Genomic DNA, 16,213 nt, shown 5'->3' with positions numbered 1-16,213 from the left:
AAACATCGGTGTGCCGTCACGCCCGCCGTATATTCACTTTTTCAATTGGCTATTGTTGGCTCGAAAGGAAGCCGAAACCTAATCTGTGTGTGAAACATAATCGCGCGGCCTGGCCGTTGCGGTAGGTGAAACAAACTGTAAGGTGCCACTATGAGACAAAAAGCAGTGATCAAAGCACGTCGTGAAGCGAAACGCGTTATTCGTCGTGACGCTCGTAGTCATCGCCAGCTTGAAGAAGAGTCTGTAACCTCGCTGGTACAAATGGGTGGTGTTGAGTCTATCGGCATGGCACGTGACAAGCGCGATAGCTCTCCCATAGAGGCACGAACCGAAGCTCAGGGTCATTACTTAATCGCCATAGATAAGAAGCAGTTGATTTTTGCCACCGGTGAAGCCGGCTGCGGCAAAACTTTCATCAGCGCTGCGAAAGCGGCAGAAGCCCTTATACATAAAGAAGTGGATCGGATTATCGTTACTCGTCCGGTTCTGCAGGCGGATGAAGACCTCGGTTTCTTACCCGGGGATATTTCTGAGAAGTTCGCCCCTTATTTCCGTCCGGTGTATGACATTCTGGTGCGCCGTTTAGGATCGTCCTTTATGCAATACTGCCTGCGTCCGGAAATCGGCAAGGTAGAGATCGCGCCTTTCGCCTACATGCGCGGGCGTACCTTCGAAAATGCGGTCGTTATCCTGGATGAAGCCCAGAACGTGACCGCCAGCCAGATGAAGATGTTCCTGACCCGTTTGGGTGAGAACGTAACGGTAATCGTTAATGGTGACGTCACCCAATGCGACTTGCCACGCGGCGTGAAGTCCGGCCTCAGCGATGCGATGGAACGCTTCGAGGAGGATGAAATGATCGGCATCATCCGCTTTGATAAACAAGACTGCGTCCGCTCCGCCCTGTGCCAGCGTACGCTCAACGCCTACAGTTAAAACCTGCCCGCTAATTCAAGGCCGCTTCGGCGGCCTTTTTGTTGCCCTGCAAATAGGGGCCGACTGATCATCTCAAAACCACGGATACTGGCTCATCACGCCAGAGTAAAACAGCATCCGGCCACTCACCGAGGCGCAGAGTAGGGCCAGCATCAGCACGCTGGCGGTTCCTACTGACAACACCGGTCGGCGATAAAGATAGGTCGCCAGTCCGGTGGCGATAATCAGCCCGGCAAAAATCAGCCAACTCATTAAACCTGAGCCAAAGATGGCGATGGCACTGGCCAACATTTTGCCTTGTTCACTGAAACCTGCGCTGTACCCCAGGATCACCGCCAACATCAGTGCCACCGCCAGCAAAATGCCGCCCGGCAGCTGTGTGGGGAGCTGTCGCAGATGTTCATCCAGCGCCGCATTGAAGACACTGATCCTCAGGCCCAGGGTGGCAAAGCCCAACAGCAGCGCCGTGGTAATAAAGCTGAGATGGGTGATGGGCGAGTGCCACAGCGGGTGGCTGCTCATCTGGTAATAAACCTGTGCCGAAACCAGAATGGCGGCCAGCCCGGCAACGGAAGCCAGCAGGCTAACGCCGCGGATCAAGGCATGGCTACGGTTAAAGCGAAACAGGATGGCAGCCCAGCTAAACACCACCGCATTGAGCAAGAAGAAAGCGACAACTTCCCGACTTAACCAGGAATGACCGACACCCAAAATGGCGCGGTAGGCACCGGTTGGTGAACCCAGATGCAATAGCGACAGCATCGAACCGAAAATATTGACGGCCAGAATAACCACCGCCATGTTGCGCAGGGCATTAAAGCGTTTTTGTTCCGTCAGCCATATCGGCTGGGCGAGGATTAATACTGTGATGGCCACAATCGTGCCCACCGCCCACTGACAAAATACGGTAAAAAAGACCAGGGGAAGTTCATATTCAGACATGGCATCTATTCCTTATCACCGGCGGGAATAATCACGATATTGGGATGGCTGATTTGGTGGTTCGGCAGTGAGTAACGGGTTTCGATGCGCGTTAAGTCAGCGGAGTACTGCACGCGCAGCACATCAATATCACCAAACTGCAGTACCCCGGCCGGGCAGGACTCGACGCAACGGGGTTGCAGCCCTTCATCCAGCCGTTCGGCACACAGATTGCACTTGCTGGTTTTTCCTTCGACCGGGTCAAATACCGGCGCATTATAAGGACAAGCCATAATGCACATCCGGCAACCAATGCATTTGTCGTGATCCTGCACCACGATACCGTCCGCTCGTTTGCTGTAAGTATCGGCAGGGCAGACTTTCATACACTGCGGATCGTCACAGTGATTGCAGGACATCGAGATGAACGCCATCGCGTTGGGATCGTCAAAGCTAAATTCCCTGACCCGACGCCAAAGCACACCCGCCGGGGTGGCATTTTCAGACTTACAGGCCATCGAGCAGGTTTTACAGCCGTAACAGCCGCGCATATCCACCAAGAATCCATATTGTCTGACCATGATTATGCCTCCGCCCGAACGTCAACCAGGGTGCTGTTGCAGCAATGGCCGGTGCCCAGCACTTCCACATGATCGTTAGTCACATGGCTGCTGCTGCCTCCTTGCTGTTCCCACCAACCGTTATCCAGACACACCACGCCGCGTTTGATTTGGCGGGTCACCACAGCCAATGCCCGGTGCTCGCCACGGTGATTGAAAGCAATGGCCCATGCGCCGTTCTGGATATTGCGGCTGGCGGCATCATCCGGGTGGATCATGATGTTGGGCTGATTGCGCTGTACCTCGAGGATCCATTCATTCATGCCGTGGCTGGAGTGAATACTGCGGGCCAGCTTGCGCTGCACGGCCATTAACGGATATTTTCTCGCCAGTTCAGGCGAGCCTTTGGGGGACTCTTTCACCTGCATATAGGTGACAATCGGCGAGAAGTCCTTTTTCTGCCAGGCTTCAATAAACAGGTGGGCTTTTTTAGTCGGCGTACGGAAGATGCCATCTTTGAACGGGATCCACGGCACCGGAACCGGCTTGACGGGCCCCTGGCGCAGTTGTTCAATCGTGATGCCGGTACCGGCCAGACAGTTTTCGATATACTGTTCAATCGGCTGATTAAACACTTCGCCAAAGCCGAAACGTTCGGCCAGCCGGGCAAAGATCCAATAATCCGCTTTGGCTTCGCCCACCGGCTCTACCGCTTTTTCCATCAGTTGCACGTAGTGGCTGCGAACGCCGGCCATCAGGCTGAGATCTTCAAAGATGGTGGTCACTGGCAGCACCAGATCTGCATATAAGGCGGTGGAGCTCATCAGGTTATCGGCCACCACCACAAAGGGTACCTTCTTCAATGCCTTCTTGACCCTATTGGTATTGGGTAGCTGGGTCAGGGCGCCGAGGGTCATAATCCACCAGAAGTTAATCGGGTGAGGGCGGTCGTTGAGGATCCATTCTCCGGTTTTGGCCACCGGTATCGGCGGGATTTTTTGGACATTGGGTGCCGGAGGCACTGGCGGATTGAACTTCATCATCTGTCTTGCGCCGCCGGCATCACAGACGCCACCACCGGCTTTGCCCATGTTGCCGGTCAGCAGCGCCAGATAGAACTGGCTGGCGGCCACATAGGTGCCAAACTCGGTGCGCTGAGCGCCGGACATATTCTGAACGATCATCGAAGGCTTATTGCTGGCATATTCCCGCGCCAACCGCAGCAGGGTGGCCGACGGAACATCGGTTTCCGCCGCCACTTTCTCAAGGCTCCAGGCGGCGGCTTCCTGGCGGATCAATTCAAACACCGTAGTATAAGCGGCATCCGCAGGCAGTTCTGCCCGCGTCAGCGCAGCAACAATGGCGGGCGTATCGTGACGTACAAGGCGCTGACTTAGCTTGTCGTAGACCAAATAGCTTTCTTGGTCCTGTGGGTTTTCCCTAAGCTGTTTTTGCTGAGCATCCACCAGATAAACTGCCCCGGTGTGTTGACGCAAGAACTCGGTATCATAGCGCTGCTCATCGATAATGATTTTGAGCATCCCCAGTGCCAACGCGGTGTCGGTGCCAGGAACAATCGGGATCCATTCATCGGCTTTGGCTGCGGTTTCGTTAAATCGAGGGTCAATCACTATCAGGCGTGCTCCCCGTTTCTGCGCCTTGATATATTCTTTGAAGTAGGCCTGCATGGTCACCGCAGGATTATTGCCCCAGCACAGGATGTAGCGGCTATCGCTAATGGTGTCGCGCATATCCGCATAGCGCAGGCCAAGCATCGGTATCATGGCGGCGGTCACCGCAGAGCAACACAAGGATCCGCTGCGTTTGGTGGCACCGCCGAGGTAATCAAAAAAGGCCTTGGCCATATCGTTTTTAATGGCATCCATATTGCCGGAGCTGGTCGAAATCAACAGGCCCTTATTCCCGTGGCTGGCAATGGTGTTGCGGATATTTAGCTCAATCAGATCCAGCGCGTCATCCCAGGATATGGGTTTGAATTTTCCTTCGCCCTTTTCCCCGTCCCGAAGCAGCGGTGTTTTAACCCGTAGTGGGTGATACACCCATTTGGTCCGGCTCATACCGCGCAGACAGCACTTGACGTTAAAATCTTTACTGGCTTCTATTTTCTTTAGCTCACCCTGGTAGACATAAGCCGTTAAGTTACAGTGCAGACACTCCATCGCACAGGTTGACCTAAAGGTTTGATAGTCGGTTAGTTTAAGCTGCACACGCGGCAAGGGTTTACCATTATCCATAGCCATCGAAAATACACAGGGTGAGATGCTGGCCAACCCAATGACTCCGAGACCCTTTAACAAGGTTCTGCGATTCATTCTGATGTCTGATATGTTTTTCATGATGTTTCCCGCGTGTATTATTTGTTTTTATTATTGTTCTCGTGGTTTTTTTAATTAAAAACACGCTGAGTTAATCATGAGTAAATTATTGCGTACTGATCGAAATCAAATTAATAATTTATAGTTTTTTTCGAAACTTATACGAACCGCTAATAAATAAAGCGCAAATAAAAATCATCCCATGCTGTTTGGGACGGTTTACTTCGGTCGAGTTGCGGGCCTGTTAATCTGTACTCGTTTAGCTTTTGTGTAAATTATTGTGGTTTTTTGTATAGATTTTAGTTGGATTAGCGTTAATGATTAGTGGTGTTCCAGACGGGGCCGGGGGTTCATCCGCCAAAAGGAAATATCTGGGGAGTATGCCGGGTTGGCGTACTGAGCATTGGGAACTTCAAAGCGGTTCAATCATGAAATATATTATTTTATTGCTATTTATTTTGTGCGTTGTGTATGTCCATTACCGTGGCAGGGTGCGTTACACCTTCTGGCGGCAGCTTTCCGATCATTCCACCTTCACCGCGCCATTGAACGTTTTTATGTATCTGTTCTCACGCGTGCCGACCACCCCTTATTTGCAGCCGGAGCAATTCCCTGAGCTGCAGGTGCTGCGGGAGAATTGGCAAACCATTCGTGATGAAGGGCAGCAACTGATGGCTATCCAGCAGATCAAAGCCTCGGATCAATTTAACGACGCCGGTTTCAATTCGTTTTTCAAAACCGGCTGGAAGCGCTTTTACTTAAAATGGTATGAAGACAGCCACCCGTCGGCGATGAGTCTGTGTCCGCAGACTACGGCTTTGTTACGCAGCCTGCCTTCGGTCAAGGCGGCGATGTTTGCCGAACTGCCGGACGGCAGCCGCCTGCCACGTCACCGTGACCCTTACGCCGGTTCGCTGCGTTATCACCTGGGGCTGATTACCCCGAATGACGACCGATGCTTTATCGAAGTGGACGGTGAGCGTTACAGCTGGCGCGATGGTGAGGGGGTGATGTTTGACGAGACCTATCTGCACTTCGCCGAAAACCAAAGTGGGCAAAACCGGCTGATTCTGTTTTGTGATATCGAAAGGCCGATGCGCTTCCGCTGGGCGCAGGGCATCAACCACTGGTTGGGGCGCAACCTGATGAGCGCGGCTACCGCACCCAATGAAGAGGGCGATCGCACCGGTGGCGTCAACAAGCTGTTCAAGTACATTTATGCGGTGCGTAAAGTGGGGAAGCGACTGAAGGCGTGGAACCGTACCGGGTATTACATCATTAAATGGATTTTGTTTGGTGGGATTGCGGCGGGCATTTTCTTCGCAATTTAAACCTTCGCGGTATAAAGACGATGGGCGCCAGCAGGGCGCCCATCGGTTAATCAGGCAAAGATAGTCATCATATAGGCGGCGAAAAGCGCCAGGTGCGCAGTCCCGTTCAGCACGTTGGTTCTGCCGGTGGAGAATGAAAGCTGGCACAGCAGTAACACCGTCAGCATCACCACGATGTGCGGCGTCTGCAAACCGAAGATCAACGTCTGGCCGGTCAGCGTGGCGATAACGGTGACCGCCGGTACCGTCAGGGAAATGGTAGCCAGCACCGAGCCGAAGAACAGGTTCATGGCGCGCTGTACCTGATTATTCAATACCGCACGCAGTGCCCCCAGCCCTTCAGGCGACAGGATCAGCAGGGCGACCAGGAAGCCGGTAAATTGCGCCGGGGCATTCACCTTGGTCAGCAAACCTTCCAGCGGATTGGCGTTAAACTTGGTCACCGCGATCACCGCAATCAGATGCACGATCAACCAACCGGCATGCCAGGCACTGCTGTGCGAGGAAGGCTTGCCATGGTGCGGGTCGCCATCGTCATCTTCGTGCTCATAGACGAACAGGCTCTGGTGAGTTTTGGTCTGGATCACCAGGAACACGCCGTACATGGCAGCAGAAATCACCGAAACCAGCAGCGCCTGACCGGTAGTAAAGTTACCGCCCGGTAGCGCACTCGGGAACACCAGCACAATCACCGCCAGCGGGAAAATCGCCATCAAATACTGTTTAATACCGCCCAGGTTTACGTACTGGGTAGCGAATTTACGCCCGCCAAGCAGCAGGGCAAAACCGACCAATCCGGCGCTGACAATCATAATGATCGAGTAAAGCGTATCGCGCATTAGTGCTGGCGCGGCGTCGCCGGTGGCCATCAGCGCTGAAATCAGGCTGACTTCCAGGATCACTACCGACAGGCTGAGGATCAGTGAGCCGTAGGGTTCACCCAGGCGGTGAGCCAGGACGTCGGCGTGGCGCACTACGCTGAAAGCACTGCTGAGAATACCGATCAGGGCAACGATGTTAATGCCGACGATCAGTGGAAAGTTAGTGGTATTGCCCCACAGATTCAGTACCACCAGGGCGGCGATGGGGAGCAGCAGGGAATACTCAGTGTGGCGGGATTTGGATCGGCCAGGATCGTTTTGCGACTTCATTTCGATGGTACTCCTTCTCAAACAGCGTGGTCCCGTCATCGCTGACTGCCGTTAAAGGCAACTCTGCGCATCCAGAATGTAATTATATTTAATAATAATAGGATACACCCAGTGGCGCGTGCCGGGGAATGATGTGATGTTGTTATAGTTGCAAGCGTGAATGCTTGCAAACTGTGACTAGGTTAACAAAAAAACCGCACGGGATGCGGTTTTCTTTACTTACTTTTACGTAGTGAGACTGATTTTTTTCATTAACGGCACATAAATTGCAGTTTGTGGTTGTATTGCACCGTTAACAAAGGAAAAAATCCTCATCAGTCATCAATATTGTCCATAATTTCATGCCGTTTATTATGATAACCCTCTTCATTTAATCCCTCACGCCAGTAAGGGACTGCATAAAGCCGATTACGCTCACATTGGCGATCGCGGCGCAGGTAGCGGCGCAGTTCAACCACCAGACGATCTTCACCGGCCAGCCAGTATTGGATCTCGGCCTGCGGCTGCGGCAAGGCGCAGAACTGGGTGATCAGCTCTGCGGTTTTCTCGGTGCCGCCAATGATCCAGCTCAGCTCAAAGCCTGCAGGTTTTTTCAGCTCGATCACGTCGGCCGAGCTATCTACGCGGATAAAGGCATAACCTTCGCTGTGTGCCGGTAGCCCTTCCAGTAAAGCCGCCAATGCGGGTAAAGAAGAAGGGTCGCCGGCCAGGCAGTAGAAATCGGCCTCTGGCAGCATGGGTTTCGGGCCTCCGGGGTTACTGATGCCAATTTTATCGCCGGCTTTTGCCGCGCGCGCAAAGTCAACCGCCGGGCCGCTGTGGTCATGAATGGCAAATTCAATGTCGACCTCCGCCAGCTCTGGACGTACCGCACGGATGGAGTAGGTGCGAACAATGGGGCGTACTGTGTCAGTCGCCCAGCGCGGGCCATTTTCGGTCAGCGTCGGCAGATCTGGCTGTGTCTGGCCTGCAAGCGGCAGGAAAACCTTAATGTGTGCGGCGGCGGCGTTGGCCGGGTAATAGCGCAGGTCCGGCGCGGTGAAGGTAATGCGACGCAGGTGCGGGGTAATATCGCGAATGGCACTGACTGCAATCAGGTAGGGTGCGCGTGAGCGTGGGGCTTCGGTAGTCACGGGGTTCTCCTTATGTTCGTTTGGCGCTGAGTATATCACGCCATTTGATAATGAGAATTGTTTGCTAATTGAGGCGAGCGGATGGGGCATCTAAGCTTAAGGTTCACTGACGATTTACTGGAGGAAAGTGATGCCCTATAACAGCACAAATGCCTTGCCTGACAATGTGAAGAATGTTTTGCCGGCGCATGCGCAAGAGATCTACAAGGAAGCATTCAACAGCGCCTGGCAACAATACCGCGATCCGGACGACCGACGTGGTGACGACAGTCGTGAGGAAACGGCACATAAGGTGGCTTGGGCCGCAGTCAAGCAAAGCTACCGCAAAGGCGATGATGACCACTGGCATAAAAAGTAACCTCTTCACCCGGCGCCCTGGTGCGCCGGTAAATCCTGAATTTTGAACCTACAGCTTGGCAATTAATATTATTGCTGCTGAGTACAAATACTTTTTCACTTTAAACCACGCTGGAAACTTGATTGCTCCCCGAGAAAAGAATAAGGTCATTATTATCGCGGAAAGGGTTATAGAATTAATAAAATTCCGCACTCAATAATAAAGATGAACAGTGGCTAGGGAGTATGAGCAATCTTATTCCCGGGAGGTTGTTAAGGTGTTAACGCGAGATTTTCTGCAAAATGCGGATTGCAAAACAGCATTCGGCACCATTGAGGAGTCGCTGTTACTGACATCAGAGCAGCGTGCGGCCTCACTGGATTGTACTTTATCCCGTCGGCCGGATAACAGCCCTGTGTGGGTTTTCGGCTACGGTTCGTTGATGTGGAACCCGGTGTTTGAATCCGAAGAGGTGCGACCGGCCACGCTGCAGGGCTGGCACCGTGCCTTCTGTTTGCGGCTGACCGCCGGACGTGGCACCTTGCATCAGCCGGGGCGTATGCTGGCGCTGAAAGAGGGCGGCCATACCACCGGTCTGGCGTTTCGTCTGCCGGAAGCCAAGCTGCGCGAAGAGCTGGAACTGCTGTGGAAAAGAGAAATGCTGACCGGCTGTTATTTGCCGACCTGGTGTGACCTCACTCTGGCCGATGGCCAGGTGGTGACCGCGTTGGTGTTTGTGATGAACCCGCAGCACCCGCTGTTTGAAGAAGATACCAGCCACCAGGTGATCGCCCCGTTGATCGCCAGCGCCAGCGGACCATTGGGCACCAACGCCCAGTACCTGTTCTCGCTGGACACCGAGCTGAAGAACCACGGTATGAAGGATGACTGTGTTGGTGATTTGGTCTGCTATGTGCAGCAGTGGTTGCAGCAGAATACCTCCGGCCCTGTTGCTGGAGAAGCGACGGCCTAATCCCCGCCCCGCGTTTTTAAAAGGCTCAACATGTTGAGCCTTTTGCGTTTCATATATCTAATACCTATATTTAATAACTTTATTCTGCATGAGCATTTAAACCACAATTTTAATATGTGTATTTATCTCTTTAATTTTAAAGGGATTGGTTATTTTAAGACTAAAAAAACAGTTAATTCACAGCGCTGAAAAATTCACTTAGCATGAAAATGCATAACTAAAGGTTATTTCTTATTTGTCCCCTCACGGCAGACTCCGTATCACTGTGTTAACAATAATTGTTCGACCGGGGGAGTGGATGAACTTTCAACAATTAAAAATTATTCGGGAATCGGCGCGCTGCAACTACAACCTGACCGAGGTGGCCAACACTTTATTTACCTCACAATCTGGGGTTAGTCGTCATATTCGGGAACTGGAAGAAGAGCTGGGCATCGAGATATTTATTCGCCGCGGCAAGCGTTTATTAGGCATGACCGAGCCGGGAAAAGAGCTGCTGGTGGTGGCGGAGCGCATCCTGAATGATGCCAATAACATCCGCCGTCTGGCGGACGTATTCAGCAGTAACGATTCCGGCCAGTTACACATCGCCACTACCCATACCCAGGCGCGTTATAGCCTGCCGGGAGTGATTAAAGAGTTCCGGGCGCTGTATCCACGGGTGAGGGTGGTGTTGAATCAGGGCAGTCCTGAAGAGATCGTCGGCATGCTGGCTTCCGGCGAAGCCGATATCGGCATTGCCAGTGAGCGGCTGATGAGTGATGAGTCTCTGGCGGCGTTCCCTTATTACCGTTGGCATCACACCATTCTGGTGCCGGAGGGGCATGAGCTGACTCGTCAGCCACAGGTGACGCTGGAAATGCTCAGCACCTTGCCGCTGATCACCTACCGACAGGGAATTACCGGCCGTTCACGGCTGGATAGCGCTTTCAAAGCCGCTGGATTGACGCCGGATATTGCCTTAAGCGCGCAGGATTCAGATGTGATCAAGACCTATGTTGAACTGGGGTTGGGAGTGGGGGTGTTGGCGGATATGTCTTACGAGAAGGAGCGCGACCATGGGTTGGTCAGCCTTAACGCCGAACACCTGTTCGAACCCAATACCGTTTGGTTAGGTTTGAAACGTAGTCAGTTACAACGTAACTATGCCTGGCGATTTATCCAGCTGTGTAACCCAACACTGTCGCTGACGGAAATCAAAGACAAAGTATTTTCCTCACAGCTCGATACGGTGATCGATTACCAGATTTAGTTCAGACGCCGGGCCCAGGGCCCGGCGATTTCGCAAAACCCCGCCTGCGTAATAATCAAAATCTCAGCTATAGACATAAAAAGAATATCTATAGTTATTTAAGTACCTTCGCCTGCCGATGGCTCTCACATACACTCGCGAAATTACTATAAATTCCATCCGCTTGGAGAGTTTTGATGAAAGCGTTCGTCCCTTCTTTGGTGTTTTTGGCCGTGGCGGCCAGTTTCAGCACGCAGGCAGCAACTCCGGCCAATACTTTGGTGATCGCTCAGTCAATTGATGACGTCGTCAGCTTTGATCCGGCCCAGGGTTTTGAATTAACCACGGTGCAGTCATTCAACAGTCTGTACCAACGCCTGATCCAGTCCGACCCGAAAAATCCGATTGAGCTTAAACCGACGCTGGCCAGCGAATGGCAGGCGGGCAGTGATAACCGCAGCCTGACTTTTACCCTGCGCCCGGACGCCAAATTTGCCAGCGGCAATCCGCTGCGCCCGGAAGACGTGATCTTCTCGCTGTCGCGGGTGGTGAAGCTGAATCTGGAACCGTCGTTTATCCTCACTCAACTGGGCTGGAACGCCAAAAATGTCGACCAATATCTGAGCAAGGTGGATGACCAACGGGTCAAAATCAGCTGGAGCGAAAACGTCAGCCCGGCGTTTGTGCTTAGCCTGCTTTCGGCCCCGGTGTCCTCGATTGTCGATGCCAAAGAAGCACTGGCTCATCAGCAGGGCGATGACTTGGGTCACCAGTGGCTGAACAGCCATTCCGCCGGTAGCGGCCCGTATAAAATTCGCACCTATGTGCCGCATGAAGTGGTGGTGCTCGACGCCAACCCAGGTTCGCCAGAGGGCGCCCCCACGCTGAAAACCATCCTGATCAAGAACGTGCCGGATCCGGCCGCGCGTCGCCTGCTGATTGAACAGGGCGATGCCGATATCGCGCGTAACCTCGGTGCAGACCAGATGGCGGCGCTAAAAGGCAAGCCGGGCGTCAAGCCGCTGGCAATCCCCTATGCCTCACTCTATTTCCTGCAGTTCAACGCCAAGGCGTCACCGGCACTGGGCAACCCTGCATTCTGGGAGGCGGCGCGTTGGTTATTCGATTATAAAGGCATTGCCGACGACCTGTTGAAAGGGCAGTTCCAGAACCATCAGGCGTTCCTGCCAGAGGGTTACCTGGGGGCGTTGAAGGATAAGCCTTACAGCTTTAATCCGACCAAGGCCAAAGAAATTCTGGCCAAGGCCGGTCTGAAAGACGTCAGTTTTAAGCTGGAGGTCAACAATCAGCCGCCGTATTTGGATATCGCGCAGGCATTGCAGGCCAGTTTCGCGCAGGGCGGGGTGAAGGTGAGCCTGGTGCCGGGCCTCAGCGCGCAGGTCTCCACCAAGGTCAAATCCCTCAATTACGACGCGGTCCTGACCTCTTGGGGGCCGGACTACTTTGACCCGAATACCAACGCCGCCGCCTTCGCCTATAACCCGGAAGACGGCAGCAAAACGCTGGCCTGGCGCGCCAACTGGCAGATCCCTGCGTTGAACAAGCTGACGCTGGCGGCCACGGCGGAAAACGACACCGCCAAACGGGTGGCGGATTACCAACAGTTGCAGCAGGCCGTGCAGAAAAGCTCACCGTTTGTCATTGGTCTGCAGGCGCGCAGCCTGATTGCGGTGCGCGACAACCTGAAAGGCTATGAGCAGGGTATCAACCCTGACATGGTGTTCTACAGCAAGGTCAGCAAGTAATGATCAGCCGTTCTTCTTCCGCCGGGTTCGCCCGGCACGGTTGGCGCTGGGGCCGCAGGCTGTTTACCGGCTTGCTGTCGCTTGCGCTGACGCTGCTTGGCCTGCTGCTGTTCACCTTTATGCTCTCGCACCTGGCGCCGATCGATCCTACGTTGCAAATTGCCGGCGATCACGCCAGCGAAGCCACCTATGCTCAGGTGCGCCACGATTTGGGGCTGGATCAGCCATTGCCGGTGCAGTTCTGGCGTTATCTGGTGCATCTGGCGCACGGGGATATGGGCATCTCGCGTATTACCTCGCAGCCGGTGCTGAGCGATTTACTTCGCACCTTCCCGGCAACGGTCGAGCTGGCGACCTGTGCCATTATTCTCGGTGCCGTTGGTGGCATTACGCTGGCATTTCTGGCGGTGATCAAACCGGGCGGCTGGCTGGATAACGTGGCACGGCTACTGTCGCTGATCGGCTATTCGGTACCGATCTTCTGGCTCAGCCTGCTGGGGTTGCTGCTGTTTTACGCCACATTGCACTGGTCGGCAGGACCGGGGCGGCTGGATGATATCTATCTGTACAGCATGGAGCCGCGCAGCGGGTTTATCCTGATTGACAGTTGGCTGTCCGGCGATCGCGAAATGTTCTATAACGCCATCAGCCACCTGTGGCTGCCGGTGGTGGCGCTGGCGCTGCTGTCGATGGCGGGCATCACCCGTTTGCTGCGCGCCGCGATGCTGGAAGAGTGCAATAAAGAGTACGTTACCCTGGCGCGTTCCAAAGGGGCCAGCCGCGCGCGCATTCTGGTGCGTCACGTATTTCCTAATGTGTTGGGCACGTTGATCACCGTGCTGTCGCTGTCCTACGCCAGCCTGCTGGAGGGCGCGGTATTGACCGAAACGGTATTCGCCTGGCCCGGTGTAGGGCGTTATCTGACCACCGCGCTGTTTGCCGCCGATACGCCGGCCATCCTTGGTGCCACCTTGCTGATTGGCACCTGTTTTGTGGTGCTTAATGCGCTGGCCGACGCGCTGACCTATTTAGTGGACCCGCGAACCCGATGAGCCAATATCTTTCCGAACATGAACCCCAGAGCGAACCGGCCACCGCTTACCGCCCACGCGGCCGGCTGACCACGCTGATGATTGGCGCAACGCTGGTGGCTATTTTAATCCTCACTGCGCTGCTGGCCCCCTGGCTGGCCCCTTTCGATCCCAACTTGCAGCACATAGAGCTGCGGCTGTTGCCGCCTTCTTCCGGCCATTGGCTGGGCACCGACGGTTTTGGCCGTGACCTGTTGTCGCGGGTGATTTACGGGGCTCGTCCAACGCTGATCCTGGTGTCATTGATCCTGCTGCTGACCATTCCGATTGGCCTGCTGGTGGGCATTAGCGCCGGTTATCTCGGTGGCTGGGTAGAGCGTATTCTGATGCGAATAACCGATATCTTTCTGTCGTTGCCCAGCCTGGTGATTGCGCTGGCGTTTGTTGCCGTACTGGGGCCGGGGTTGATGAACGGCGCGCTGGCGTTGGCGTTAACCAGTTGGCCGTCTTTTGCCCGGCAGGCGCGGGCAGAAACTCTGGCGCTGCGCCGCAGTGATTATTTGGCGGCGGCGCGCATGCAGGGCATTGGTGGCCTGCGGCTGATGGCCGGGCACATTTTGCCGTTATGCCTGCCGAGTGCGGTGGTGCGTGCGGCTCTGAGTCTGGGCGGGATTATCCTGTCCGCCGCCGGTCTGGGCTTTCTCGGTATGGGCGTGGCGCCGCCGACCGCCGAATGGGGATCGATGGTGGCCGAGGGCAGCAAAGTGATTTTCGACCAATGGTGGGTCGCCGCGGTACCGGGTGGGGCGATCCTGTTCGCCAGCCTGGCCTTTAACCTGTTGGGCGACGGCCTGCGCGATAAAATGGATCCTCGACATGGGCATTGATAACCCTTTATTGACCGTCGAACGGCTGTCGGTGGCATTGCCAGCTTCGCCGCCGCTGGTCAAAGACATTTCCTTCAGCATGGGGCAGGAGCGGCTGGCGCTGGTTGGCGAGTCCGGTTCCGGCAAATCCCTGACCGCGCGGGCCTTGATGGGGCTGCTGCCGCCACCGTTGCAGCTGCAGGCGCAGCGTTTAACCCTGGGTGGGGACGATCTGACACGCCTGAACGAGCGCCAGTGGAACCGTCTGCGCGGCAATAAAGTGGCGATGGTGATGCAGGATCCCAAGCATGCGCTGAACCCGACCCAGCCGATTGGCCGTCAGGTGGAGGAGCCGTTGTTGCTGCACACCCGCCTGGGCCGTGCCGAACGGCGGGAAAAGGTGCTGGACATGCTGGCGGCGGTTGGCTTGCCCGATCCCGCCGCGCTGCGCCAACGTTACCCGCACCAACTGTCTGGTGGCATGGGACAACGGGTAATGCTGGCGATCGCCTTGATTAACGATCCGCAATTGCTGATTGCCGATGAGCCCACCTCCGCTTTGGATCACCAGATGCGCGATCAGGTATTACAGTTGATCGAAAACCTGGTGGAGCAGCGCAATATGGGCCTGATTTTGATCAGCCACGATTTACAACAGGTGGCGCACTACTGCGAGCGAGTGCTGGTGATGTATAAGGGTGAACTGCTGGATCAGTTGCCTGCCGATCGTTTGGCCTCGGCCACTCATCCTTATACCCGCACGCTGTGGTCGTGTCGGCCAAGTAAGGAAACCCATGGCAAATCCTTGCCGGTGTTGGATCGTGCGCTGCTGGAGTCGCTGAAATGAGCCTGATTACTCTGGATAATCTTAGCGTCAGCCATCGGCAGGGCTATGACGTGCGTACCGTGGTGCATGAGGTCAACCTGCATATCGAAGCGGGCGAGTGTTTTGGTTTGGTCGGCCCTTCCGGCTGCGGTAAATCGTCGCTGCTGTGGGTGCTGGCCGGACTGAATGAAAACTGGAGCGGCGGTTTCCAGTTGTTGGGGCGCGATCTGCAGCCGGGGCGTCCGTTCACCGGCACGCTGCGGCGTGAGGTGCAGATGGTGTTCCAGGATCCTTATGCTTCTTTGCATCCCAAACACCGGTTGCTGCGTACGCTGGCGGAGCCTCTGAAATTGCTCAAAGAGAGCGGTATCGAACAGAAGATTAGCGCCGGTTTTCGTCAGGTTGGGTTGGATCCCCGGCTGCTTGATCGTTATCCGCACCAGCTTTCCGGCGGTCAGCGTCAACGGGTGGCGATAGTGCGCGCACTGCTGTTAAAACCCAAACTGCTGTTGCTCGATGAGCCCACCTCGGCGCTGGATATGTCGGTGCAGGCGGAGATCCTCAACCTGCTCAACGAGTTGAAACAGGCGGGTGACCTGACGATGATCCTGGTCAGTCACGACGCTGATGTCATTGACCACATGTGCGATCGCTCGGTGGCGATGGCGCACGGCCGTTTGGTGAACTGAAAACTGCCCGCTGTTAACCCGGCGGGTATTATTTGAAATCAATAGACATCTGCGTAATAAATAAAGCAATTTATAGTCGTTCTTCTGCTAAGCCGCTGCCCCTACACTCGAAAAATAACGCATCCG

General features: G+C 54.8%; 15 protein-coding genes. 10 read left to right on the top strand and 5 right to left on the bottom strand.

Going from position 1 to position 16,213, the window contains the following annotated elements:
• Positions 1-150 precede the first annotated feature (150 nt).
• On the top strand, positions 151-936 hold the full coding sequence (gene phoH / locus FCL49_RS10470; RefSeq protein ID WP_004945903.1) for a phosphate starvation-inducible protein PhoH: 786 nt from the start codon (positions 151-153) through the stop codon (positions 934-936).
• 72 nt (positions 937-1,008) lie between these two features.
• On the opposite strand, the gene FCL49_RS10465 is transcribed toward phoH, so the two are convergent.
• From FCL49_RS10465 to FCL49_RS10455, 3 genes are read right to left on the bottom strand one after another with little or no spacing between them, the layout of a single operon-like run.
• On the bottom strand, positions 1,009-1,878 hold the full coding sequence (locus FCL49_RS10465; RefSeq protein ID WP_174353549.1) for a dimethyl sulfoxide reductase anchor subunit family protein: 870 nt from the start codon (positions 1,876-1,878) through the stop codon (positions 1,009-1,011).
• 5 nt (positions 1,879-1,883) lie between these two features.
• The gene (locus FCL49_RS10460; RefSeq protein WP_174353548.1) at positions 1,884-2,438 is read right to left on the bottom strand and encodes a 4Fe-4S dicluster domain-containing protein; all 555 of its coding nucleotides are present in this window, start codon (positions 2,436-2,438) and stop codon (positions 1,884-1,886) included.
• Between the two features lie 2 nt (positions 2,439-2,440).
• Positions 2,441-4,774 (bottom strand): molybdopterin-containing oxidoreductase family protein, encoded by a 2,334-nt coding sequence (locus tag FCL49_RS10455; protein WP_174353547.1) that lies wholly within the window; start codon positions 4,772-4,774, stop codon positions 2,441-2,443.
• A gap of 407 nt (positions 4,775-5,181) precedes the next feature.
• Between FCL49_RS10455 and lpxO the strand changes: the two genes are divergently transcribed.
• Complete coding sequence (lpxO, locus tag FCL49_RS10450) at positions 5,182-6,084, top strand: lipid A hydroxylase LpxO (RefSeq protein WP_135316993.1); 903 nt, start codon at positions 5,182-5,184, stop codon at positions 6,082-6,084.
• A gap of 50 nt (positions 6,085-6,134) precedes the next feature.
• On the opposite strand, the gene chaA is transcribed toward lpxO, so the two are convergent.
• Positions 6,135-7,235 (bottom strand): sodium-potassium/proton antiporter ChaA, encoded by a 1,101-nt coding sequence (gene chaA / locus FCL49_RS10445; RefSeq protein ID WP_174353546.1) that lies wholly within the window; start codon positions 7,233-7,235, stop codon positions 6,135-6,137.
• A 314-nt stretch (positions 7,236-7,549) separates the two neighbouring features.
• Positions 7,550-8,368, bottom strand: a complete 819-nt coding sequence (locus FCL49_RS10440) for a siderophore-interacting protein (RefSeq protein ID WP_174353545.1) — start codon at positions 8,366-8,368, stop codon at positions 7,550-7,552.
• A gap of 130 nt (positions 8,369-8,498) precedes the next feature.
• Between FCL49_RS10440 and chaB the strand changes: the two genes are divergently transcribed.
• The 8 genes from chaB (at position 8,499) to FCL49_RS10400 (ending at position 16,087) form a co-directional block, all read left to right on the top strand.
• Complete coding sequence (gene chaB / locus FCL49_RS10435) at positions 8,499-8,726, top strand: putative cation transport regulator ChaB (RefSeq protein ID WP_129936661.1); 228 nt, start codon at positions 8,499-8,501, stop codon at positions 8,724-8,726.
• Between the two features lie 256 nt (positions 8,727-8,982).
• Complete coding sequence (locus FCL49_RS10430) at positions 8,983-9,678, top strand: gamma-glutamylcyclotransferase (protein ID WP_135316989.1); 696 nt, start codon at positions 8,983-8,985, stop codon at positions 9,676-9,678.
• A gap of 298 nt (positions 9,679-9,976) precedes the next feature.
• A complete protein-coding gene (gene cbl / locus FCL49_RS10425; RefSeq protein WP_135316988.1) occupies positions 9,977-10,930 on the top strand; it encodes an HTH-type transcriptional regulator Cbl in 954 nt (317 codons plus the stop codon).
• A gap of 176 nt (positions 10,931-11,106) precedes the next feature.
• The gene (locus FCL49_RS10420; protein ID WP_174353544.1) at positions 11,107-12,675 is read left to right on the top strand and encodes an ABC transporter substrate-binding protein; all 1,569 of its coding nucleotides are present in this window, start codon (positions 11,107-11,109) and stop codon (positions 12,673-12,675) included.
• The gene (locus FCL49_RS10415; protein ID WP_174353543.1) at positions 12,675-13,727 is read left to right on the top strand and encodes an ABC transporter permease; all 1,053 of its coding nucleotides are present in this window, start codon (positions 12,675-12,677) and stop codon (positions 13,725-13,727) included. The genes FCL49_RS10420 and FCL49_RS10415 overlap by 1 nt, the downstream gene beginning before the upstream one ends.
• On the top strand, positions 13,724-14,593 hold the full coding sequence (locus FCL49_RS10410) for an ABC transporter permease (protein WP_174353542.1): 870 nt from the start codon (positions 13,724-13,726) through the stop codon (positions 14,591-14,593). The genes FCL49_RS10415 and FCL49_RS10410 overlap by 4 nt, the downstream gene beginning before the upstream one ends.
• Positions 14,583-15,419, top strand: coding sequence for an ABC transporter ATP-binding protein (locus FCL49_RS10405; RefSeq protein WP_174353541.1), 837 nt, complete (start codon positions 14,583-14,585; stop codon positions 15,417-15,419). The genes FCL49_RS10410 and FCL49_RS10405 overlap by 11 nt, the downstream gene beginning before the upstream one ends.
• Entirely contained in the window at positions 15,416-16,087 is a 672-nt protein-coding gene (locus tag FCL49_RS10400) for an ABC transporter ATP-binding protein (RefSeq protein WP_115184415.1), read from the top strand. Before FCL49_RS10405 ends, FCL49_RS10400 begins: the two co-directional genes overlap by 4 nt.
• The last annotated feature ends 126 nt before the right edge of the window (positions 16,088-16,213 follow it).

Origin of the sequence: Serratia proteamaculans (genome assembly GCF_013337185.1) — a bacterium.
GTDB classification, from domain to species: domain Bacteria; phylum Pseudomonadota; class Gammaproteobacteria; order Enterobacterales; family Enterobacteriaceae; genus Serratia; species Serratia proteamaculans_D.
This window is presented reverse-complemented; position numbering and strand designations above follow the sequence as displayed.

What these genes read in the sequence shown, in the direction of transcription:
- phoH (WP_004945903.1), top strand. Translation starts at nt 151, where the DNA reads ATGAGACAAAAAGCAGTGATCAAAGCACGTCGTGAAGCGAAACGCGTT.
- FCL49_RS10465 (WP_174353549.1), bottom strand. Translation starts at nt 1,878, where the DNA reads ATGTCTGAATATGAACTTCCCCTGGTCTTTTTTACCGTATTTTGTCAG.
- FCL49_RS10460 (WP_174353548.1), bottom strand. Translation starts at nt 2,438, where the DNA reads ATGGTCAGACAATATGGATTCTTGGTGGATATGCGCGGCTGTTACGGC.
- FCL49_RS10455 (WP_174353547.1), bottom strand. Translation starts at nt 4,774, where the DNA reads ATGAAAAACATATCAGACATCAGAATGAATCGCAGAACCTTGTTAAAG.
- lpxO (WP_135316993.1), top strand. Translation starts at nt 5,182, where the DNA reads ATGAAATATATTATTTTATTGCTATTTATTTTGTGCGTTGTGTATGTC.
- chaA (WP_174353546.1), bottom strand. Translation starts at nt 7,235, where the DNA reads ATGAAGTCGCAAAACGATCCTGGCCGATCCAAATCCCGCCACACTGAG.
- chaB (WP_129936661.1), top strand. Translation starts at nt 8,499, where the DNA reads ATGCCCTATAACAGCACAAATGCCTTGCCTGACAATGTGAAGAATGTT.
- cbl (WP_135316988.1), top strand. Translation starts at nt 9,977, where the DNA reads ATGAACTTTCAACAATTAAAAATTATTCGGGAATCGGCGCGCTGCAAC.
- FCL49_RS10420 (WP_174353544.1), top strand. Translation starts at nt 11,107, where the DNA reads ATGAAAGCGTTCGTCCCTTCTTTGGTGTTTTTGGCCGTGGCGGCCAGT.
- FCL49_RS10415 (WP_174353543.1), top strand. Translation starts at nt 12,675, where the DNA reads ATGATCAGCCGTTCTTCTTCCGCCGGGTTCGCCCGGCACGGTTGGCGC.
- FCL49_RS10410 (WP_174353542.1), top strand. Translation starts at nt 13,724, where the DNA reads ATGAGCCAATATCTTTCCGAACATGAACCCCAGAGCGAACCGGCCACC.
- FCL49_RS10405 (WP_174353541.1), top strand. Translation starts at nt 14,583, where the DNA reads ATGGGCATTGATAACCCTTTATTGACCGTCGAACGGCTGTCGGTGGCA.
- FCL49_RS10400 (WP_115184415.1), top strand. Translation starts at nt 15,416, where the DNA reads ATGAGCCTGATTACTCTGGATAATCTTAGCGTCAGCCATCGGCAGGGC.